At 41.9% G+C, this 23,183-nt stretch carries 16 protein-coding genes; 12 read left to right on the top strand and 4 right to left on the bottom strand.

The features are described from left to right. Positions 1-267: 267 nt before the first annotated feature. The 3 genes from ldtD to AACX38_RS07455 all read left to right on the top strand — a co-directional run bounded on the left by ldtD (position 268) and on the right by AACX38_RS07455 (position 3,626). Positions 268-1,983 (top strand): L,D-transpeptidase, encoded by a 1,716-nt coding sequence (gene ldtD, locus AACX38_RS07465; RefSeq protein ID WP_228863866.1) that lies wholly within the window; start codon positions 268-270, stop codon positions 1,981-1,983. Between the two features lie 362 nt (positions 1,984-2,345). Further along, complete coding sequence (locus AACX38_RS07460; protein WP_099110712.1) at positions 2,346-2,894, top strand: YcbK family protein; 549 nt, start codon at positions 2,346-2,348, stop codon at positions 2,892-2,894. Positions 2,895-2,993: 99 nt separating this feature from the next. After that, complete coding sequence (locus AACX38_RS07455; RefSeq protein WP_099121288.1) at positions 2,994-3,626, top strand: MBL fold metallo-hydrolase; 633 nt, start codon at positions 2,994-2,996, stop codon at positions 3,624-3,626. A 121-nt stretch (positions 3,627-3,747) separates the two neighbouring features. Here AACX38_RS07455 and AACX38_RS07450 read toward each other — a convergent pair whose 3' ends face one another. The 4 genes from AACX38_RS07450 to pncB all read right to left on the bottom strand — a co-directional run bounded on the left by AACX38_RS07450 (position 3,748) and on the right by pncB (position 9,451). Further along, positions 3,748-4,938, bottom strand: a complete 1,191-nt coding sequence (locus AACX38_RS07450; protein ID WP_228863865.1) for an amino acid aminotransferase — start codon at positions 4,936-4,938, stop codon at positions 3,748-3,750. Positions 4,939-5,178: 240 nt separating this feature from the next. Further along, positions 5,179-6,303 carry a porin gene (locus AACX38_RS07445; RefSeq protein ID WP_228863864.1) on the bottom strand — a complete coding sequence of 375 codons (1,125 nt, stop codon included), beginning with the start codon at positions 6,301-6,303 and terminating at the stop codon, positions 5,179-5,181. 307 nt (positions 6,304-6,610) lie between these two features. Then, entirely contained in the window at positions 6,611-8,011 is a 1,401-nt protein-coding gene (gene asnS / locus AACX38_RS07440) for an asparagine--tRNA ligase (RefSeq protein WP_228863863.1), read from the bottom strand. 225 nt (positions 8,012-8,236) lie between these two features. Continuing rightward, entirely contained in the window at positions 8,237-9,451 is a 1,215-nt protein-coding gene (gene pncB, locus AACX38_RS07435) for a nicotinate phosphoribosyltransferase (RefSeq protein WP_228863862.1), read from the bottom strand. Between the two features lie 328 nt (positions 9,452-9,779). Here pncB and pepN point away from each other — a divergent pair, with 328 nt between their 5' ends. The 9 genes from pepN to AACX38_RS07390 all read left to right on the top strand — a co-directional run bounded on the left by pepN (position 9,780) and on the right by AACX38_RS07390 (position 22,879). Beyond that, positions 9,780-12,398, top strand: a complete 2,619-nt coding sequence (gene pepN, locus AACX38_RS07430) for an aminopeptidase N (RefSeq protein WP_228863861.1) — start codon at positions 9,780-9,782, stop codon at positions 12,396-12,398. Positions 12,399-12,547: 149 nt separating this feature from the next. After that, the gene (gene pyrD / locus AACX38_RS07425) at positions 12,548-13,558 is read left to right on the top strand and encodes a quinone-dependent dihydroorotate dehydrogenase (RefSeq protein ID WP_099124009.1); all 1,011 of its coding nucleotides are present in this window, start codon (positions 12,548-12,550) and stop codon (positions 13,556-13,558) included. A gap of 179 nt (positions 13,559-13,737) precedes the next feature. Next, on the top strand, positions 13,738-14,289 hold the full coding sequence (locus tag AACX38_RS07420) for a cell division protein ZapC (RefSeq protein ID WP_228863860.1): 552 nt from the start codon (positions 13,738-13,740) through the stop codon (positions 14,287-14,289). A 288-nt stretch (positions 14,290-14,577) separates the two neighbouring features. Next, a complete protein-coding gene (rlmKL, locus tag AACX38_RS07415; protein ID WP_228863859.1) occupies positions 14,578-16,731 on the top strand; it encodes a bifunctional 23S rRNA (guanine(2069)-N(7))-methyltransferase RlmK/23S rRNA (guanine(2445)-N(2))-methyltransferase RlmL in 2,154 nt (717 codons plus the stop codon). Positions 16,732-16,735: 4 nt separating this feature from the next. Further along, complete coding sequence (locus AACX38_RS07410; protein ID WP_228863858.1) at positions 16,736-18,646, top strand: ABC transporter ATP-binding protein; 1,911 nt, start codon at positions 16,736-16,738, stop codon at positions 18,644-18,646. A gap of 108 nt (positions 18,647-18,754) precedes the next feature. Further along, positions 18,755-20,023, top strand: a complete 1,269-nt coding sequence (pqiA, locus tag AACX38_RS07405; protein ID WP_255712019.1) for a membrane integrity-associated transporter subunit PqiA — start codon at positions 18,755-18,757, stop codon at positions 20,021-20,023. 1 nt (position 20,024) lies between these two features. Next, on the top strand, positions 20,025-21,674 hold the full coding sequence (gene pqiB, locus AACX38_RS07400; protein ID WP_228863857.1) for an intermembrane transport protein PqiB: 1,650 nt from the start codon (positions 20,025-20,027) through the stop codon (positions 21,672-21,674). Continuing rightward, positions 21,674-22,279 carry a membrane integrity-associated transporter subunit PqiC gene (gene pqiC / locus AACX38_RS07395; protein ID WP_228863856.1) on the top strand — a complete coding sequence of 202 codons (606 nt, stop codon included), beginning with the start codon at positions 21,674-21,676 and terminating at the stop codon, positions 22,277-22,279. The genes pqiB and pqiC overlap by 1 nt, the downstream gene beginning before the upstream one ends. Before the next feature lie 3 nt (positions 22,280-22,282). Then, the gene (locus AACX38_RS07390) at positions 22,283-22,879 is read left to right on the top strand and encodes a type 1 glutamine amidotransferase family protein (protein WP_228863855.1); all 597 of its coding nucleotides are present in this window, start codon (positions 22,283-22,285) and stop codon (positions 22,877-22,879) included. The last annotated feature ends 304 nt before the right edge of the window (positions 22,880-23,183 follow it).

Genomic DNA, 23,183 nt, shown 5'->3' with positions numbered 1-23,183 from the left:
CTAATATAAGTTAATTTATTATAGCAATAATTTTCTTTTAGTTCATGTAATTGGATATAATTGATAGGCTTTCTGTCTTAATAAGTAATTATGTATATAATTACTACTATTCTCTTCTGATAACATTGGTCTGCCGATAATTAGAATAAGTCATTGGATAGCCAAATATACCCAGTAAATTTCATGTACGGTTTCATGGCTGATAAATACAGTCGGTAAACTTGTCACTATGAAAAAGGGGTATACATAAAAGCGAGGTGAACTCTTATGGCAAAGAATACGGTAAGGTTACTAAAAGTTTCTTTTATCTGTAGCATTTTAGTAGTATCAGAGGGAGCCTTTGCAAGTCAACAAAACGTATTGATAGCAAATGATGCCCAGCCATTATCATGGGGGGAAAAAAAAGTAGATGTAGATACTGATATCAACTCTACTCAAATGGCTCCTGTATCTTTATCAACTTCTCCGGAAGAAAATAAAGTTCAGTTACAAGAATTATTACCTAAACAAGTAAAACCGATATATTATCAACAATTATCACGATTATATTCAGTAAATAATATGAAACCATTATGGCGTGATGAAACTGCCATACACAATTTTAAAGATCAGTTGTTTGATTTATCGTTAGCCGGGTTTCAGCCTCAATTCGGAAAATGGATGATACAACTTAATTCACCTGAATTAAGTGACATGGGACGGGATATTATTCTATCTGATGCTATGTTAGGTTATCTTCAATTCATTAATAACATTCATAATAAAGGGGATTCATGGTTATATGGTAAAACTCCATATAAAATCGATTTACCTCCGAATAGTTTAATTGAAAAGTGGCAACAGCACGTTAAGAATAATAATCTCAGCAATTACATTTCGTCATTATCACCTAACCATTCTATGTACGAACAAATGCGTAATGAGATGCTAAAACAACTGAAGGACAAACAACCGTGGTCTGAATTTTCAATGAAAGAAACATTAAGGCCCGGACAAAGTAGCCAGAGTGTTATTGCGCTGAGAAATATATTGGTCCGTTCAGGTACTTTAGAATCTTCAGTAGTTAGCCCTGAGAATAAATTTTATAACAAAGAGTTAGTTGCAGCAGTAAAGCGTTTTCAGTCTTTACACGGCTTAGCTGCTGATGGAGTCATCGGGCAATCAACAAGAATATGGTTAAATACCACCCCGAAAACCCGCGCAAGGATCATGGCATTGAATATGCAACGGTTGCGTATCATTCCTGATAATCTTCCTACCGCAATTTTAGTAAATATACCTGATTATTCACTATTTTATTATTTGAATGGCGAAGAGGCATTAAGTTCTAAAGTTGTTGTTGGGCGTCCAAGCCGAAAAACACCAATTATGAGTAGTGAACTGAATAATGTAGTGATTAATCCCCCCTGGACAGTTCCTGTCAGCATGACCCGCAAAGATATAGCACCGAGAGCCATGCGTGATCCCAGTTATTTTCGCAGCCGTGGTTATACAGTATTTTCCAGTTGGAGCAGTGATGCAGCCGTTGTCGATCCTTCTTCAATTAACTGGGGAGTCATAACACCCGGCAATTTTCCTTACCGGATACGGCAGGCACCTGGCCCAACAAACTCATTAGGTAGATTCAAGTTTAATATGCCTAATTCGGAAGCAATATATTTGCATGATACACCAAATCAGGCTTCATTTAAGCGTGAAATGAGAGCTGTCAGTTCAGGTTGTGTCCGTGTTAATAAAGCACCTGAATTAGCTAATATGTTATTAGGTGATGCTGGCTGGAATAAAGGAAAAGTCAATAATTCTTTGAAAACGTGGGCAACAAAATATGTGAATATACCGAAAAGAATCCCGGTATTCCTTTATTACCAAACAGCCTGGGTTGATGAAAAAGGAAAACCACAATATCGTGCTGATATTTATGAATATGATAACTATGCCAGACAAAAATCTGAACTTATATCTCAGATTTTAGTAGCCAGATAATACCCTTATTTTTGTTAAATTATAAATGGAAAAAATTAATAATATATTTTAGCAGTGAGGAATATTCTCACTGCTATTTTTTTACCTGCCATCTCTCCCACACTTTGATTTTTTCTTTTAGTTATTGCACATTTACTAAATTAATAGCTTGCATTAACCAAATATAAATATTTAAATTCAGTTTAATAAAAACTGTATTCTGTAAATCAGAATAAAAACATCAACTAAAAAATTTACATTAATGTACAAAAATAGTAAAAGCTACTTTTTTGTTCGTTGCGGTTTTGTTAATTGATTGGTGTTAAATGTTAATATATTTTTGAAACTATCTAAGAATCAGAGAAAGCAGTAGAGCACAATATATGAATAATATTGATCATAACCGCCGTAAGTGGCTCGGCGTAAGTATGGTTGCATTAGGGTTAGGTTTATTGCCCCAACATGCACTAGCCACATTAACAACACCTCGCCCCAGGATCCTACGGGTAGATAATCTCCATACCGGAGAAACAATTAAAGCCGAGTTTTTTGACGGGCGTCATTATAATAAATCTGAACTTATTAGACTGAATTATTTATTCCGTGATTATCGCCAAAATGAAACAAAGAAAATTGATCCAAAATTATTTGATCAAATTTACCTGTTACAAATGATGATGGGAATAAATAAACCAGTTCAGTTAGTTTCAGGATATCGTTCATTAAAGACGAATAATATGTTGCGTCATGCAAGTTCGGGTGTGGCAAAACACAGTTACCATACCCGCGGTCAGGCAATGGATTTCCATATTGATGGCATGGAGTTATCACATATCCGTAAAGCAGCATTGAAAATGAAAGCTGGTGGAGTAGGGTTTTACCCAAAAAGTAATTTTATTCATATTGATACAGGCCCGGTCAGGACGTGGTAATCTTATTATATCTTTCATATTTCAAGTGGACCGTAAAAGGGCTTGAAAGATGACGAATATATTAAGAATTTGTCCTGATTGTGGAGTGTAAACAATACAATGAAATACCACATAATGCCTGTCACCGTTGCGATGCAGAATTGTACGTTGATCTGGTGCGATGAAACTCTGGAAGCTGCAATTGTTGATCCGGGAGGTGAGGCTGAAAAACTGATCGCTGAGATCAAGAGGCGGGGAGTAAAATTAACCCAGGTTTTGCTGACACATGGTCATTTTGATCATGTTGGTGCAACAGTTGATATCGCGAAACATTTTAATGTACCGGTGCATGGGCCGCATAAAGGTGACGCTTTCTGGATAGAAGCGTTAGAGGTTCAATGCCAGATGTTTGGCGTTGAAGAGTGCCCATCTTTTACCCCTGAACGTTGGCTGGATGATGGGGATACAGTAAAAGTCGGTAATATTCAGCTTTCTGTCTTGCATTGTCCGGGACATACTCCGGGGCATATTATTTTTACCAATCATGCTGATAAATTAATTTCGATGGGAGATGTGCTGTTCAAAGGCAGTATTGGCCGAACGGATTTTCCGGGTGGGAATCATGATGAATTGATCCAATCCATCAAAGAAAAAGTTCTGGCTTTGGGGGATGACTATCAATTTATTCCGGGCCATGGCCCAATGTCAACGTTGGGGTATGAACGGAAAACGAATCCATTCTTACAAAACTGACCAATAATTTGTTAATTCAGCATTTATGAGTTTTACAGATAATTGGAAAGAAAAAGCCGCTTTTTCAGCGGCTTTAATATCGATATAGGATTGTGTACTTCAATGAAATTTTGAATTTTACTTAGAGTACAGCAACAATCGCTTCACACAGAGGCACCATGTTCTCTAGTGTTAAACCAGCTACGTTAATACGGCCGGAGCTGACTGCATAAACAGCGTATTCTTCACGCAGACGTTCAACCTGCTCTTTAGTCAGACCACTGAATGAGAACATACCATTTTGAGCGCAGATGAAGCTGAAATCCTGTTTTGCACCTTTTTCTTGTAAGGTGTTGACGAACAATTGACGCATACGCTGAATGCGTTCACGCATTGTTGCCAGTTCCTGAATCCATTCTGCTTTCAGTTCTTCGTTGGACAGAATTGTCGTAACAACAGAAGCGCCGTGAGCTGGTGGGTTAGAATAGTTGGTGCGTACAATAAATTTAGCCTGACTGAACGCTTTCTCTGCGGTATCGCTGTCTGCTGCAACGATAGTACAGGCACCAACACGTTCATTGTACAGGCCAAAGTTTTTGGAGTAAGAGCTGGCAATGATCAACTCATTATGATTTTTGGCAAAAATGCGCAGACCTTCAGCATCTTCATCCAGACCTTTAGCAAAGCCCTGATAAGCGAAATCGAATACAGGTAGCCAGCCATTTGCCGCAGATAAATCTGCCAGTTTCTGCCATTGTTCAGGAGTAGGATCGATACCGGTCGGGTTGTGGCAGCAGCCGTGCAATAGAACAACATCACCAGCTTGTGCTTCAGACAGACTTGCCAGCATACCGTCGAAATTCAGAGCGTGTTTTTCTGCATCGTAATAGTTATATTCGCGGATCTCTAGACCTGCGCTGGAGAAAACACCTTTATGGTTTGGCCAGGTTGGGTTACTGATCCAAACACGTTTGGCATTAGTTTGCTTAGCAATAAAATCAGCGGCAGTACGCAGTGCGCCTGTTCCGCCTGGGCTTTGTACGGTACGGGCACGTTTTTCAGTAACGATGGCACTGGTGTTGCCAAAGAGCAGTTCCTGAGTCACACGACCAAACTCCGGTAATCCGCTGATTGCCAGATAATTTTTAGTGGTTTCGTTTTCCAGCAAGAATTTTTCTGCTTTTTTAACGGTGGTCAGGACAGGAGTTTTACCGGTTTCATCTTTATAGACACCGATACCCAAGTTGATTTTATTTTCGCGGGGATCAGCTTTAAAGCTATCAGCTAAACCAAGAATAGGGTCGGCAGGCGCTGCTGTGATTTTTTCAAACATTTTTTTATTCCAAAATTTGGAGAGTTAAGCCCGAAATAAATTATACGCTGCTCAGGGTAACCCTAAGAAATCGATTTGCCAACCACTTGTAGCAAAAAGAATAAAATCTTGTGAAGTAGTTTACGGAGTGGAGAAAAGAGTCTGAAAAAACAGAGAGATGAAATGCAAAAAGCAGCGCCGGAGCGCTGCTTTTTTGAGATAAATCGTTTAACTTTTCGTTAAACTGTTTATCAGCGGTAATTAGAACTGATAAGTCAGACCAACACCAAAGACGTTGCGGCCGTTTGCATCACCACCTTCGTTTTTGTCCAGCAGGTTGACTTTGTAATCAACAAAGGTAGACAGGTTTTTGTTAAAGTAGTAGTAAGTACCTACAGAAACATATTTAACCAAGTCTGCGTTGAAGCCTTTAGCATTGTTGTTACGATCCAGATCTTTACCTTTAGACTGAACATAAGCCAGAGATGGTTTCAAACCGTAGTCAGCGAACAGATATTGTGCAACTAACTCAACGTTTTGGGTTTTATTAGCAATCTCTTTGGTCAGTTTACCGTGTTTAGTTACGACTGTACCCGGAGTCATATTACGGGTTTCACCGTACATTGCTGCCAGATATACGTTGTTCGCATCGTATTTAGCACCGATGTTCCATGCTTCAGCGCGTTTACCATGAGCTTGTTCATTATTCCACTGCTCGTTTCCGCGAGTAGAATTAGCGTAAGAAGCACCAACGTTGACACCGTAACCTACGTCATAAGTAGCAGACATACCGTAGCCGTCACCATTTGAGGTCACGTCAGCAGAATCTTCACGTTTGTTTTTGGTACGCTTACTGTTTTGACCCTGATATTGCAGAGCAACGTTCAGGCCATCAACCAGACCGAAGAAATCAGTGTTACGGTAAGTTAACAGACCAGTCGCACGGCCAGTCATGTAGTTGTCAGTTTTGGACATAGAGTCACCACCAAAGATTGGCAGCACGTCAGTCCATGCGTTAACATCGTAGTTTACGCCGTAGTTACGACCATAATCCAGTGAGCCGTAGTTAGCGAATTTCAGACCAGCGAAAGCCAGACGAGTTGCAGTATCAGCACCTTCAGCTTCTGCACCTTTAGCTTTCATGTTGTATTCCCAACGACCGAAACCAGTCAGTTGGTCAGAGATCTGAGTTTCGCCTTTGATACCGATACGAGCGTAAGAATCGTCGCCATCTTGGCCGCTTCTTTTATCAGCGAACTGATGACGAACGTCAACTTTACCGTACAGATCCAGTTTGTTACCGTCTTTGTTAAAGATCTCAGCTGCGTTTGCTGTACCAGCAACCAGCAAAGTTGGAATTACCACTGCAAGAATATTGCGCTTCATTATTATTACCCTCATTGGTGTTATTTAGACATCTGGCACACTTTGAAAACAGAACACTAAAATTTTTGGAACTATTTGTGGGTATCAGGTGTCTTATTAATCTGCGCTCAGTGTTCCATTGGTTATGGCTTTTATCCACCCTCAAAGTGCTACAAAAGTACAAAATTAGTAACAAACTGAAAAAACATATTACAAAATGTAAATGTCAAGGAACTTTTTTTGCACTGTTTTGACGATGAAATGAAAAAAGCCAACTTTCGCTGGCTTTTCTCAGGATTGATTTTTGGTTATTTTTCGAACGGATTCATTAGAAACTTGCGTTTCTTGGCGTTCTTGGGAATGGGATTACGTCGCGTACGTTTGAGACACCAGTGACATAAGCCACCAGACGTTCAAAGCCCAGACCAAAACCAGAGTGAGGAACGGTGCCGTAACGGCGCAGATCACGATACCACCAGTAATCTTCTTTATTCAGTCCCATCTCTTCCAGACGCGCATCCAGCATATCCAGACGCTCTTCACGCTGGGAACCACCAATGATTTCACCAATACCCGGAGCCAGAACATCCATTGCCGCGACAGTTTTGCCATCTTCATTCATACGCATGTAGAACGCTTTGATGTCTTTTGGATAGTTCTTCATGATGACTGGTGCACCAAAGTGCTTCTCTGCCAGATAACGCTCATGCTCAGATGATAAATCAACGCCCCAGTAAACAGGGTTTTCGAATTTATGACCACAGTTTTCCAGAATTTCAATGGCATCTGTGTAATCCAGCTGGACAAAATCAGAATCGACAAATTTTTCCAGTCGGGTAATAACTTCACTGTCAACGCGCTCTGCAAAGAACGCCAGATCATCAGCACGCTCTTCCAAAGCCACTTTAAAGACATACTTCAGCATTTCTTCAGCGAGTTTAGCGATATCATTCAGATCAGCGAAAGCAACTTCTGGTTCAAGCATCCAGAATTCGGCCAGATGGCGGCTGGTATTGGAGTTTTCAGCACGGAAAGTCGGCCCGAAGGTGTAAACCTTACTTAATGCACAGGCATAAGTTTCACCGTTTAACTGACCGGATACAGTCAGGAAGGCTTCGCGCCCGAAGAAGTCTTTGCTGAAATCAACTTCACCTTTATCAGTCAATGGCAGGTTTTGCATGTCCAGAGTGGAAACGCGGAACATTTCACCTGCACCTTCTGTATCTGAGGCTGTGATAAGAGGTGAAGATACCCAGAAGAAACCTTTTTCGTGGTAAAAACGATGCAGTGCTTGCGCCAGTGTGTGACGAACACGTGCAACCGCACCAATCAGGTTAGTACGTGGGCGAAGGTGAGCGACTTCACGCAGATATTCGATACTGTGGCGTTTTGCTGCCATCGGATAAGTATCAGGATCTTCCACTATACCAACGACCACAATGTTGGTTGCCTGTAATTCAAAACTCTGACCTTTACCCTGTGATTCCACAACAGTACCGGTTACTTCTACAGAGCACCCGGTTGTGAGGTTCAGAACTTCATCCTGATAATTAGGCAAATTATTATTAACGACGGCCTGTAAGGGATTAAAGCAGGAACCGTCATAAACGGCGAGGAACGAGATACCAGCTTTAGAATCTCTCCTTGTACGTACCCAGCCGCGGACGGTGACTTCGCTGCCAACCGGAACACGGCCTTGCAGTACATCGACTACAGGCGCTACGCTCATAAATTTCTCTCTTCTTTAATAATAGGTAATTAATATAGATAACTAGACTTACTGTAAGTCGTGCCAAACGGCACGATGACTCCTTATCTTACTTGTCCTTTCACAGGAAACAAGTAGAAATTAAGGGGGTTAAGGGGGAAATAAAGGGAAAAGTTGTTTTTTATCGGCGTAACCAGAAAGACGTTGATCACGCCGATTAAAGATTGGTACAAACTATCCTGAAAATTACACAGCTTTTTTCATTTCCGGGATGTCAAATGCTCTGCGTAATTTGTTGACAAATTCGACATCTTCACAGATGGTTTTTCCCGGACTGTCAGACAGTTTGGCGACAGGCTTACCGTTACATTCAACCAACTTGATTACGATATTCAGCGGCTTTATTCCCGGAATATTGCAGGTCAGACGTGTACCAATGCCAAACATAACATTGATTCGTTGATGGAAATGACGATAAAGAGCCAGTGATTTTTGCAGATCCAGACTATCCGAAAATACCAGTGTTTTAGTCAGTGGGTCGATACCCAGTGACAGATAATGAGCAATCGCTTTTTCGCCCCAGTCAACGGGATCACCGGAATCATGGCGCAGGCCGTTATAGGCAACAGCAAAAGGTTTATCGAAATCCCGTAAAAAAGCATCCATAGTGATACAATCTGTCAGGGCAATACCTAGCTGGTTCGGATACTCATTCAGCCAAGTCTGTAACGCCGCACGCTGGCTGTTAGCAAGTTCGGGGCTGATTTGCTGATGAGCCTGAAACCATTCGTGAGCCTGCGTACCGAGCGGTGCCAGATCAAGTTGTTGTGCCAGCTGGTAGTTACTGGTTCCAATCAGATAAGGAAAACTCTCTTTCAGTTCCTTAACAATGGCATATTGCACTTCGTGTGAAAAACGGCGGCGGGTACCGAAATCCATCAGTTTGAAACCGGATAAATCGATATGTTCTGCTGCGGCATCCTGATAGAACAGCTCAATTAGTTTTCTAAGCTGGCTGACTGCCGCTTCTGCTTTAATCTCAGGCGAGCGATCGCGGTGTACCAGTTCACTAATCAGGGCAAGTAATGGTACTTCCCACAGGATCACTTCACGCCATAAACCTGAAATTCTGATAGCAAGCTGTCCTTTATCAGTAACAGAAACTTCTACTTGTTCAGGGTTAAAACGGAAGGTTTTGAACCAGTCCAGATAATCTTGTTTAAAAAATGGCAATCTAGACAGATAGTTAGCTTCTTGTTCTGTCAGAGTCAGATCAGTCATCATGTTAATCTGCTGGCGTAATGCCCCGGCGTATTTACCGAGTAGTTCATCACCACGGCAGCGGAACTCTGCAACAACATGAATATCGTTGTAATGGTGGTACACTGCTTGCTGCATATGAAATTTATAAGCATCAGTATCAAGCAGTGATTTGATAATCGGGGTAGCGTCTAAAGTCATGGCGCGTCAGGCATCCTCGCGGAGCATTTGTGTCTGCTAAATCGATAAAGTCCGAAGAGTATACCGTGATTATTCTGTTATTAAAGCTACATAATCGCATATATTTTTTCGGACAATACAGATTAAGGTTGATCAATTTATAGATGATATCATGTTAAATACAATATGAGATGGCAAGTAGCACAAAAGTACTAATATTCTCAAAACAGGTTTTATACCTTTATTTAATAAATGATTAACATCTGAAAAAAGAGATTTCCGGATTGAAAGGATAGAGTCTCTGTGGCAGCGTTAGCTCCTCACATTAAGTAATGAAAAAAGGTTTCTTATGACACAACAGCGGCTTATTAAGCATCGTCTGGATTATAAAGCGCCAGACTACACTATTACAGATATTGATCTCGATTTTGAACTGGATGCAGATAAAACAACTGTAACAGCAACCAGTCAAGTAAAACGTCTGATTAATGATATCACTCCACTCATTTTAGATGGAGAAAACCTGACATTAAAGAGTATCCATATTAATGATAAGGCATGGGAGCATTATCACGAGCAGGATGGAAAATTAATCATTGAACAACTGCCTGCTCAGTTTACCCTGAAAATAGTGAGTGAAAATAATCCTGCGGCTAACAGTGCACTTGAAGGGTTGTATGTATCAGGTGATGCTTTGTGCACCCAGTGTGAAGCTGAAGGTTTCCGCAATATCACTTATTATCTGGACAGGCCGGATGTATTGGCCCGTTTTACCACTCGTCTCACTGCGGATAAATCCAAGTACCCATATTTATTGTCCAATGGTAACCGTATTGAGCAGGGAGAGCTGAGTGATGGTCGTCATTGGGTTAAATGGCAGGACCCATTCCCGAAACCCTCTTATTTGTTCGCGCTAGTCGCAGGGGATTTTGATGTCCTGCATGATACTTTTATTACCCGTAGTGGTCGTAAAGTTGCGCTGGAATTGTTTGTTGACCGGGGTAATCTGGATCGTGCTGGCTGGGCTATGACGTCGCTGAAAAATTCCATGAAGTGGGATGAAAGCCGTTTTGGTCTGGAATATGATCTTGATATTTACATGATTGTTGCCGTTGATTTCTTCAATATGGGAGCGATGGAGAATAAAGGACTGAATGTCTTTAACTCCAAATATGTCTTAGCGAAAACGGAAACAGCAACAGACAAAGATTATCTTGGCATTGAAGCGGTAATTGGGCATGAATATTTCCATAACTGGACAGGAAACAGGATCACCTGTCGTGACTGGTTCCAGTTAAGCCTGAAAGAGGGGCTGACCGTCTTCCGTGATCAGGAATTCAGTTCTGATTTGGGGTCACGCTCTGTTAATCGTATTAACAATGTGCGTATTATGCGTGCAGCTCAGTTTGCTGAAGATGCCAGCCCGATGGCGCATCCTATCCGTCCTGAGCAGGTGATGGAAATGAATAACTTCTATACGCTGACTGTTTATGAAAAAGGCTCAGAAGTCATTCGAATGATCCACACTTTACTGGGTGAAGAGCAATTTCAAGCAGGAATCCAGCTTTATGTACACCGTCATGATGGCAGTGCAGCAACCTGTGATGATTTTGTACAGGCAATGGAGGATGCTTCAAACGTTGATTTGACACTATTCCGCCGCTGGTACAGTCAATCAGGTACGCCGGTACTGACAGTACGTGATGAATATGATGCGGAAAAACAGCAGTATCTGTTGCATGTCAGTCAGATGACACCACCAACCGCAGATCAGAAAGAGAAATTGCCTCTGCACATTCCGCTGGATATTGAACTGTATGATGAACATGGTCGTGTCATTCCGCTACGTCGTGATGGTCAGCCTGTGCATCATGTTCTGAATGTTATTAGTGCAGAACAGACATTTGTATTTGATGATGTACCGTCACAGCCGGTGCCTTCTTTATTACGTGAATTCTCTGCACCAGTGAAACTGGATTATTTATATAGTGACAGCCAACTGACCTTCCTGATGAAATATGCCCGCAATGAATTTTCGCGTTGGGATGCGGCACAGGCACTGTTAGCTAATTATATAAAACTGAATGTTACCCGTTATCAGCAATCCCAGCCGGTAGAATTGCCAATGCATGTTATTGATGCATTCCGTGCTGTATTGCTGGATAAAGATATTGACCCAGCACTGGCGGCCCTGATCCTGACACTGCCGTCTGAAAATGAAGTGGCAGAGCTGTTTACAGTGATTGATCCACAGGCTATTCATGAAGTGCTTGATGTCATCACGCGTAGTCTGACAAACGAAATGGCAGATGAATTTGCGGCTGTGTACCACAGTATTCACACAGGGGCATATCGTGTGGAGCATAAGGATATTGCAAAACGGTCATTGCGTAATATTTGCCTGCATTATTTAGCCTTTGTTGAAGACCAGGCGCAGGCTGATCAACTAGTCGCCGCTCAGTATTATCAGGCAGATAATATGACTGATACTGTTGCAGCACTATCTGCGGCAATGGCGGCAGAATTGCCTTGCAGTTATCAATTAATGGATGAGTTTGATCAACGCTGGCATCAGGATGGATTGGTCATGGATAAATGGTTTATGCTTCAGGCAACCAGCCCGGCATTTGATGTGCTTGATAAAGTACGTAGTTTGATGAACCATCGCTCTTTCAGCCTGAGTAACCCAAACCGCACTTATTCACTGCTGAGAACCTTCTTTGCCAATAACGCAGTAGCATTCCATGCTGAGAACGGTCGTGGTTATCAGTTCCTGAAAGAAGTTCTGACTGATCTGAACACGCGTAACCCGCAAGTGGCTTCACGTCTAATTGAGCCATTAATCCGCCTGAATCGCTATGATGAAAAACGTCAGGCGTTGATGCGTACAACGCTAGAAGAACTGAAAACACTGGAAAACTTATCGGGTGATTTATTTGAGAAAATCACAAAAGCACTGGAAAGCTGAGTAATGACATTTCCTCCGGCTTCAGCCGGAGGAAATTAATAAATATCTTCTGCGTTACATTTACATTTTGACAATATCTCTTTAAGATGCTCCGCGCTTATTTCACAGTCACCACAACCTGTCATTATGCTCGCAGCGCAGGAGATTGCATGTATTATCCGCTTCTAAAGAAGGCATTGTTCCAGCTTGATCCGGAGCAGGCCCATGAGCTTACTTTTCGCCAGCTCAAACTTGTTACCGGTACTCCTTTCGAATTCCTCATCCGCCAGTCAGTTGCCACTAAACCCGTTACCTGTATGGGGTTGTCATTTAAGAATCCTCTTGGCTTAGCCGCCGGTCTTGATAAAAATGGTGATTGCATTGATGCCTTTGGTGCAATGGGTTTTGGTTTTGTTGAAATTGGTACGGTAACTCCACGTCCGCAGGCAGGGAATGATAAACCGAGATTATTCCGTGTTGTTGAAGCGGAAGGCATTATTAATCGGATGGGTTTTAATAATCTCGGTGTTGATAATTTGGTTGAGAATGTTAAGAAAGCAAAATACGACGGAATTATCGGAATTAATATTGGCAAAAATAAAGATACTCCGGTAGAGAATGGTAAAGATGATTATTTAATTTGCATGGATAAAGTGTATCCCCATGCTGGTTATATTACGATTAATATCTCCTCACCTAATACACCGGGTCTGAGAACATTACAGTATGGTGAAGCACTGGATGATCTTCTGTCTGCGATTAAAAATAAACAAAGTGAACTACAACAAAAATATCAAAAGTATGTTCCTGTTGCCGTAAAAATTTCGCCAGACCTTACGGAATCTGAATTAGTAGAAATCGCAGATAGTTTAATGCGCCATCAAATTGATGGAGTCATTGCAACGAATACCACTTTAGATAGAAAGATTATTGAAGGATTAAATCACTGTCAGCAGGCTGGTGGTTTAAGTGGTCGCCCGGTGCAGCTGCGCAGTACAGAAATTATTCGCCGTCTTTCTCAGGAATTAAAAGGTGAAATTCCTATCATTGGCGTGGGTGGAATTGATTCATTAGTTTCAGCCAGAGAAAAAATGGAAGCAGGGGCTTCATTGATTCAGATATTCTCAGGCTTTATCTATAAAGGGCCGAAATTAATCAAAGATATTGTTAATCATATCTGAATATTTTCTGAAATCTGGTGTTTAAGGTTTAGTATTAAAGGCGTTGGGGGTTTATTTCTGCCCCCAACTCGTCTATATTTTGTTTGACAGATTAAAAGTTTATCAACTTTTTAAAATTCCCATTAGGGCGGTGCTTATTTTTAAACAAATAAACTATTTTGAGCAGAAAAGGGTAACCAATGAAAATTAGACCTGATGATCAATGGCGCTGGTATTTTGATACTGAGCATAACCGTGTCATGCTCGATCTTGCTAATGGTATGGTTTTTCGTTCTCGTTTTCCTGCCAGAATGTTGACTGCTTATGTCACCACAATGGAAGAAGTTAATTTTTCTGTCGATGATGCAGCGCTTTATTATACTTTCGAAGAATATTCCCGCCGTATTAATATTGCCCCACAACTCAGAGCTGAATTAGCTTTAAATGGATTGGTTGCCTTCCGCTTTATGAAACCACAGATGCCTAAAAGTTGGTATTTTTCTATCTGTTCTTTAATAAGCAAACCTGAACAGGGTGAAATTATTCAGGTTCGTTTGCAGGAAGATGGAACAGAGGCGTTATTTATGGTTGCTGAAGCAGGTGAAAATGCCAGTGTTTGTTTATTAGTAGAGCAAAAATTAGATCTCGGTGATCGTGTAATGAATTTCTGTGATCCGATAAAAATAATGAATGACCGTTTAATGCCTTATACTGAACCAACTCAGGCCCCTATATATGATAAGGCGATTTAAAGAATTATTAATCCGGCTCTATGATTGATCCCAATACACAGATCCAGAAATCAGTTACAAGCTGACAGTTTTTTCTCAATCTTAATTAAATCTTAACTCACTCCTGTCCATTGAAAACCGCCGGCATTTTTCGTACATAAGCGCCTCAACACTGCGCCACAGGCTATTTTTCACCTTTATTTTTACCTGAAGCGAGCAATCTTATGACATGTTGCTGGTATTAGCTATAATGGCAGCAATTTTTTGGTGGTACATTTTTTAGTAAATAATAGTCTTGGTGAATAATACATGAACTTTCTCTTTGCCAGCACGGCACGTGGACTGGAAGAACTGTTAAAGAACGAACTGGAAACGCTGGGGGCACAATCTTGTAAGATTGCCCAGGGTGGGGTTCATTTTAAAGGCGACGAACGGGTGATGTATAAAAGTCTGCTCTGGAGCAGATTAGCATCCCGTATCCTGCTACCGCTTAATGAATTTAAAGTTTATAGCGATCTTGACCTGTATCTTGGTGTCCAGTCTATTGACTGGACTGAAATTTTTTCAGTAGATAGCACATTCGCAGTCCATTTCAGTGGGACAAATGAAGAAATCAGAAATACACAATATGGTGCACTGAAAGTCAAAGATGCGATTGTTGACTGTTTTATGCGGAAAACAAAGCAGCGTCCTGATGTTGCCAAACAACAGCCGGATGTGCGTATTAATGTTTTTCTTAATAAAGAAAAAGCAAGCGTATCACTCGATCTGAGTGGAGAAGGGCTACATATTCGTGGTTATCGTGATTTAGCCGGGCAGGCTCCACTGAAAGAAACTCTGGCAGCCGCAGTCGTGTTGCGTTCCGGCTGGAGTATGGGAACACCGATGGTTGACCCGATGTGCGGTTCAGGAACACTGTTAATCGAAGCAGCGATGATGGCTGCCGATTGTGCGCCGGGTTTAAACCGTCAGCGTTGGGGCTTCACATCATGGCTGAAATTCGATGAAGCTATTTGGCGTGAAGTCACCACCGAGGCACAAGTGCGTTTCCGTAGAGGGTTACAGGAAACTTCATCACGCTTTTGGGGGCTGGATATTGATCGTCGTGTTATGGATATGGCGCGTTCAAATGCACGCAGAGCCGGCGTTTCACAGCTGATTGAATTTCAGCAGGGTGATGCGAGTAAGCTAGAAAATCCATTGCAGGAAGGGGTAACAGGTACGATATTAAGTAACCCGCCATATGGAGAGCGTCTCGAAAGTGAACCGGCATTGATTGCTTTGCACAATGTATTCGGTCGGATCATAAAAAATCGTTTTCCGGGTTGGCGCTTATCCCTGTTCAGCGCTTCACCAGAGTTGTTAAGCTGCCTGCAATTGCGTGCTGAGCGCGAGTTTAAAGCGAAAAACGGCCCTTTAGATTGTGTTCAGAAAAATTATTCTATTCAAAAAAATGATGCGATTCAGCAAAATGAACAAGCATCAGGCAAACCTCAGCCACTGGATGGTGGTATTGCTGAAGATTACGCTAACCGTCTGCGTAAAAATGAAAAGAAACTCAGTAAATGGGCGAAACAGCAGGGAATTGATTGCTATCGTTTATATGATGCAGATTTGCCGGAATATAACGTCGCCGTTGATCGTTATGCTGACAAAGTTATCGTACAAGAATATGCTCCGCCTAAATCGGTAGATGCCAATAAAGCCCGCCAGCGCTTGTTTGACGTTATTAGTGCAACAATGAATGTGCTCGGGTTGCAATCTAATCAGCTGATTCTGAAAACCCGCCAGCGCCAGAAAGGCAAAAATCAATATGAAAAACTTGCTGAAAAGAAAGAATTCTTTTTGGTGAATGAATATGGCGCGAAATTCTGGGTTAACCTGACAGATTATCTGGATACAGGGTTATTCCTTGATCACCGCATTGCCCGCAAAAAACTCGGGGAAATGAGTCAGGGTAAAGACTTCCTCAATCTGTTTTCCTATACCGGATCAGCAACAGTTCATGCTGGACTGGGTGGTGCACGTTCAACGACCACAGTGGATATGTCCCGAACTTACCTTGAGTGGGCGGAGAAAAACCTACAGGTAAATGGACTGGCTGGTCGTCAGCATCGTCTGATTCAGGCAGATTGTCTGGGTTGGCTGGCACAAACACGCGAACAATTCGACTTGATTTTTATTGACCCTCCGACATTCTCTAACTCTAAACGTATGGAAGATACATTTGATGTCCAGCGCGATCACATCGAATTAATGAAACAATTAAAGCGCTTACTCCGTCGCGGAGGAACATTAATGTTCTCCAATAATAAACGTGGTTTCAAAATGGATTTTGCTGAACTGGAGAAATTAGGTCTGGTAGCAGAAGATATTACAGAAAAAACTCTGTCGCAGGATTTTGCCCGTAACCGCCAGATCCACAACTGCTGGCTACTGCGTCACGCTGGCGAGGGAAAATAATATTATGTCATTGATTAATCTATCGGGTGCCTGGCTGTCATTCGGTGATTCGCCATTATTGGATGATACTGAGCTACATATTGAAGAAAATGAAAGAGTATGTCTGGTTGGCCGCAATGGTGCAGGGAAATCCACCCTGCTGCGTGTGTTGGCGAAAGAGCAGCCACTGGATGACGGACAGGTTATTTATGAACAGGATTTGATTGTTGCCCGGTTACAACAGGACCCACCTCGTGATGTAGAAGGTACGGTCTTTGATTTTGTAGCGGAAGGAGTCAAAGAGCAGGCGGAGTATATTAAGGCATTCCATCATACTTCACGACTGGTGGAAACCGATCCTAGTGAGAAAAATCTCAACCGACTGGCAGAGTTACAGGAAGTGTTGGATACCCGTAACCTCTGGTTATTGGACAGCCGTATCAGTGATGTATTAAAGCAACTGGCTTTACCTGCGGAGGCGAAATTATCTTCTTTATCCGGAGGCTGGTTACGCAAAGCGGCTTTGGGGAGAGCTTTAGTCAGTTCACCGAAAGTTCTTTTCCTTGATGAGCCAACAAACCATCTGGATATTGAGACGATTGAGTGGCTGGAGAATTTCCTGAAAGACTTTAATGGCAGCCTGGTTTTTATTTCCCATGACCGTTCATTCATTCGCAGTATGGCGACCCGTATTATCGATTTGGATCGCGGAAAACTGACGTCTTGGCCGGGTAATTATGATAAGTATCTTGAAGGCAAAGAAGAAGCATTACGGGTTGAAGATCTACAGAATGCGGAATTTGATAAAAAACTGGCTCAGGAAGAGGTCTGGATCCGGCAGGGGATTAAAGCACGCCGTACCCGTAATGAAGGCCGGGTGAGAGCACTAAAAGCGTTGCGAGTGGAACACTCAGAACGCCGTAACGTTATGGGTAGTGCCAGAATGCAGGTTGAAGAAGCAACCCGTTCCGGCAAGATTGTATTTGAACTGGAAAATGTTAATTACCAGATTGGCGACAAAACGTTAGTTAAAAATTTCTCGGCTCAGATTCAGCGTGGTGACAAAATTGCCTTAGTGGGACCGAATGGTTGCGGTAAAACAACATTACTGAAACTGATGCTGGGGGATTTGAAGGCAGATAGTGGGCGGCTTCATTGTGGTACAAAACTGGAAGTTGCTTACTTTGATCAGCACCGTGCTGCGCTTGATCCTGACAAAACAGTGATGGATAACCTTGCCGAAGGTAAACAGGAAGTTATGGTGAACGGTCGCCCGCGCCATGTTTTAGGCTATCTGCAAGACTTCCTTTTCCATCCTAAGCGTGCAATGACACCGGTACGGGCTCTTTCAGGCGGGGAACGTAACCGTTTGTTGTTAGCCCGCTTATTCCTGAAGCCCAGCAACCTGCTTATTCTCGATGAACCGACGAATGATCTTGACGTTGAAACACTGGAATTACTGGAAGAATTAGTGGATGGCTACACGGGTACCGTTATTCTGGTAAGCCATGACCGTCAGTTTGTCGATAACTCAGTGACAGAGTGCTGGATTTTTGAAGGTAACGGTGAAATCAACAACTATGTTGGTGGGTATTTCGATGCTCAGCAACAGAGGGAACAAACCGTTTCTTTACGTCAGTCCTCCGCAAAAAAAGAGAAGGCAGAGAGTAAGCCGGTTAAGGCTAAAGAAACCACAAAACGTTCAAATAATAAGATAAGTTACCATTTACTCAGAGAGTTAGAACAACTACCATCATTATTGGAAACGTTAGAGCAGGAAATAGAACAGTTACAAACTCAGGTCGGTGATCCTGATTTTTTCAATCAGCCACACGAAGTTACACAAAATGTACTGCAGGATCTGGCAAATAAAGAGCAGGCGTTAGAGAAAGCTTTTGATCGCTGGCAGGAACTGGAAATGATGAAAAATGGATAATGTTTTCCGGTGATATCCGACAGTATACAGATTACCGCTATACCTGCGGTAATCTGACAATCTGGTGATATAAAGGGCAGCATTGATTTTGTTTATGGGAGAGGCACTTTGTGTTCTGATAATCATCAGCATGACAGGCTGGTTCTATGCCACCAATGCGATATGCTGGTGGCATTGCCTGATCTGGAGGAAGGGAAAAAGGCTGTTTGTCCACGATGTGATACTTTACTGACTGCAAAGTGGAAAGAACCACGTAATCAACCGACAGGTTATGCAGTCAGTGCATTATTTATGTTATTCCTCGCCTGCCTGTTCCCTTTTGTCAGTATGAGTGTTGCGGGGATTGTCAGTGAAATTACACTCACAGAAATCCCCAAAACCATGTTCAGTGAAGATTATTCGAGCATAGCTGTATTCTTCCTGATCTTTGTGCAGCTTGTACCTGCATTCTGCATGCTTTCTATCATCCTTTTATGCCAGAACATTAAAATGGCGCGTCGGCTGAAAATTGAGTTGGCGCGCATTTTATTTCAGATGAAAACCTGGTGCATGGCCGAAATATTTTTAGCTGGCGTGTTAGTCAGCTTTGTTAAGCTCATGGCTTATGGAGATATTGCGGTTGGCCTCAGTTTTCTGCCTTACTGTCTGTTTTGTCTGTTTCAGATCAGAGCCTTTCAATGTCTGGACCGGTATTGGATCTGGAATGATATAGAATCTGCACCGAAAATACGGGCTCCTCTACAAACGGGCAAACCCGGACTAATTCAGGGGGTCAGGCTATGTCAGTGCTGTACTGCTATTCTACCAGCGCAGAAACATCAATGTCCCCGCTGCCACTCAAAGGGCCATGCCCGTCGCCATTACAGTCTTCAGTGGACAATGGCACTATTGATTACATCAGCCATACTTTATATTCCAGCAAACATGTTGCCGATTATGGTGACACAATCATTAGGAAGTGACATTAATTCAACCATTCTGGAAGGTATTATTTTGCTTTGGAGCACGGGGTCTTATCCTGTTGCTCTGGTTATTTTTATCGCCAGTATTATGGTGCCTTTACTGAAAATGCTCGCTATTTGCTGGTTATGCTGGGATGCAAAAAGACATGGCAGATACAACTCTGAAACTATGCATTTTATTTATGAAATAGTGGAATTTGTTGGCCGCTGGTCAATGATTGATGTTTTTGTTATCGCTGTATTATCGGCATTAGTACGCATGGGGCAGTTTATGAGTATCTATCCCGCAACGGGAGCAATACTGTTTGCTTCAGTAGTGATTTTAACAATGTTTGCATCAATGACCTTTGATCCGCGCCTGACATGGGACAAAGCAAATAAGAAATTTGAGTTACGGAACAGTGGGGAATCATAAGGTGACGGATAAAGAAGAAACTTTGGCTCAAGCCAAGATCAGCAAACTTAAGAGTTGGTCACCTATATGGATCGTACCAATTATTACTGTGCTCATCGGTGCCTGGATACTATTTTATCACTTTAGCCATCAGGGGCCTGAAGTAATACTGATAACCTCTAATGCCGAAGGTATTGAGGCCGGAAAAACGAAAATAAAAAGTCGCAGTGTTAATGTAGGTGTGGTTGAAAGAGTGTCATTAAGCGATAGCCTAGGTGAAGTGATCATTAAAGCCCGTCTGAATGATGGTATGGAGAGGCTATTACATAAAGATACCGCATTTTGGGTCGTTAAGCCTCAAATTGGTCGTGAAGGGGTTTCTGGTCTGAGTACATTGCTATCGGGTGTATTTATTGAATTACAGCCCGGTAGTGAAGGTAGTGAAGAAAGAAAATTTTCATTATTGGATTCACCACCATTGGCCTCACCTGATGCAAAAGGCATGCGACTCATTTTAACCAGTGAAAAAGCAGGGCGGTTATCCGCGGGTGATCCCGTTTTGTTTCGTGGGTATCGTGTTGGTTCAGTGGAAACAAGTACTTTCGATCCTAAATCCCGCCTCGCCAGATATCAGATTTTCATTAATGCGCCTTATGACGGACTATTAACAACTAATATCCGGTTTTGGAAAGATAGTGGTGTTGCTTTTGATGTGTCATCACAGGGAGTAAGGGTCGAGGTCGCGGCATTATCCACTTTATTTGCTGGTGGGGTCAGTTTTGATGTGCCCAAAGGCTGGGATTTAGGCAAACCGGTACAAGAAAAAGAAATATTTAGACTTTACGATAACGAAAGAAATATAGAGAACTCACTGTATACTGAGCACAGAGACTTCTTGCTGTTCTTCTCTGATTCAATCAGAGGTCTACAGCCGGGAGCACCTGTCGAGTTTCGTGGTATACGGGTGGGTACAGTCGCCAAAGTTCCTTTTTATGCTGACGGAATCAAACAACGCCTTGATAACGATTTCCGCATTCCTGTCTTAATTCATATGGAGCCTGAACGGTTTGAGAAAGAAATTGGTGATGGCTTTTACACAGATAAAGAACTGGAAAAAATTATTTCCCGGGGCTTAAGAGCTTCTCTGAAATCCGGCAATTTACTGACAGGAGCGCTGTTTATCGATCTGGACTTTTACGCTGATGAAAAGACATGGAAAGGCCCGAGAGAAATAGCAGGTTATGAGATTTTACCTACCACAAGCAGCGGATTGGCTCAGATCCAACAAAAAGTCACCATGGCGCTGGATAAAATTAATCAAATGCCGATTGAACCTCTCTTTATTCAGGCAACACAAACATTAGAAGAAAGTCAGAAAACCGTTAAGGCTGCGCAGAAGACTATGGATGAGTTAAATCGTATTCTTGCGAGTAAAGAAGCGCAGGGGCTGCCTAAAGATCTACATAATACCTTGAATGAATTAAACCGTAGTATGCAGGGGATTCAGCCGGGTTCACAGGCATACAATAAACTGGTTGATAATATGCAACGGTTGGATCAGGTTTTGCGTGAATTGCAGCCGATATTGAAGACACTGAACAATAAGAGCAATGCACTGGTATTTGAAGCGGAAGCTGCACAGGATCCTGAACCGAAAAAGGCGCGTAATTAATGAAAAAACTGATGTTAAGATTGGCATTTTTTATACCTGCTGGTTTCTTACTGATAGGGGGAATGTTGCTTTCAGGATGTAGCAGCAGCCAGCCACAGAAAACTTATTATCAGCTACCTGTTGTCACAAAAGCCTCAGAGGTAAAACGGGTAAATATCGAACATGAACCTCAGTTATGGATAAAAAAGGTCAGTCTTGCTGATTACCTCTCATCACCGGGGATTGTTTATCAGACAGGAGATGTTAGTTACGTCAATGCCTCGAATCATTTATGGGCTAGCCCACTGGAACAGCAGTTACAACAGATTCTGACTACTCAACTGAGCGCAGCATTTCCGCAAAAGCTGGTCTCTGACCAGCTTCTGGAAAAAAATGCTGACATATTGAATATCACAATCACAGCTTTTCATGGGCGCTATGATGGTCGGGTTATCATTCAGGGATACTGGGTTTTATCTAATCAAAAAGAGACGATTAAGCGGGCATTTAACTTAGAGTTGAAGCAGACAGAAAATGGCTATGCTCAATTAGTGCGAATTTTATCCATGGGCTATAACCAGTTAATTCAGTCTATTGCCAGCCAGATATCTTATATAAAAGGATAATGTATGAAAAAAGCCATTTTTTTCTTATTGAATGATTATGCTGATTGGGAAAGTGCGTATCTTGCTTCCCGGCTTAATATAAGCAAAGAATGGCAGGTGGAAACCGCTTCTTTAGATAAAGGGACGTGTAAATCCATGGGGAATTTCAACACAGTTATTACCTATTCTTTAGAAAAGATCCCTCGTGATATTGATCTGTTTGTCTTAATTGGCGGTAATTCATGGAATATAGAAAATAATGAACTGAAAAGTCTTATAACGTTTTATCTCACTTCGGGAGTAATTGTAGGTGCTATCTGTGGTGCCGTAGACTTTTTAGCCAGGAATGGTTTATTAAACAATTTTCAACATACAGGTAATTCTCAATATCTATGGAATGGATATAAGGAGTATAAAAATGGAGAAAATTTTATCAAAGAACAAACCGTCACTGATAGAAACCTTATTACTGCAAATGGAACAGCCGCGATAGAGTTTTCCGAACAAATCTTGAAAGCTATATATAACGAGAAAAAAGAAGAAATAGAGAAGGAACACGAGCTATCAGGGTTGGTTATTACAACTATTGTAATAAATATGACGATCCATTTTCTTAAATAAAAGAGGAATAAATCTTATATTCCTCAGATCAGGTATTAGTGCGAATAAAAGTTGATACCCGATGCCGACACTGTATATGTCACGGAATTGATTGATTAACGTGGCATACCTCCCCGCTAAATTTAATGATCTGCAAAAATACTGATTACCTTGCAGTAGCATGCTTGCCTTTGTTGAATATGTGGTGTATGGCAGAATCATATTAATATGACATAATAGCTGGATTCATATGACAAAGGATAAAGTGAGATGGGCTATAGTCTGGATTTTCGAAAGCGAGTACTGGCATATAAAGACAAGCATT

The organism is Xenorhabdus sp. PB30.3, assembly GCF_963895965.1.
Lineage (GTDB): Bacteria > Pseudomonadota > Gammaproteobacteria > Enterobacterales > Enterobacteriaceae > Xenorhabdus > Xenorhabdus stockiae.
Note: the sequence above shows the minus strand (reverse complement) of the source record. Positions and strands in the feature narration are given on the sequence as shown.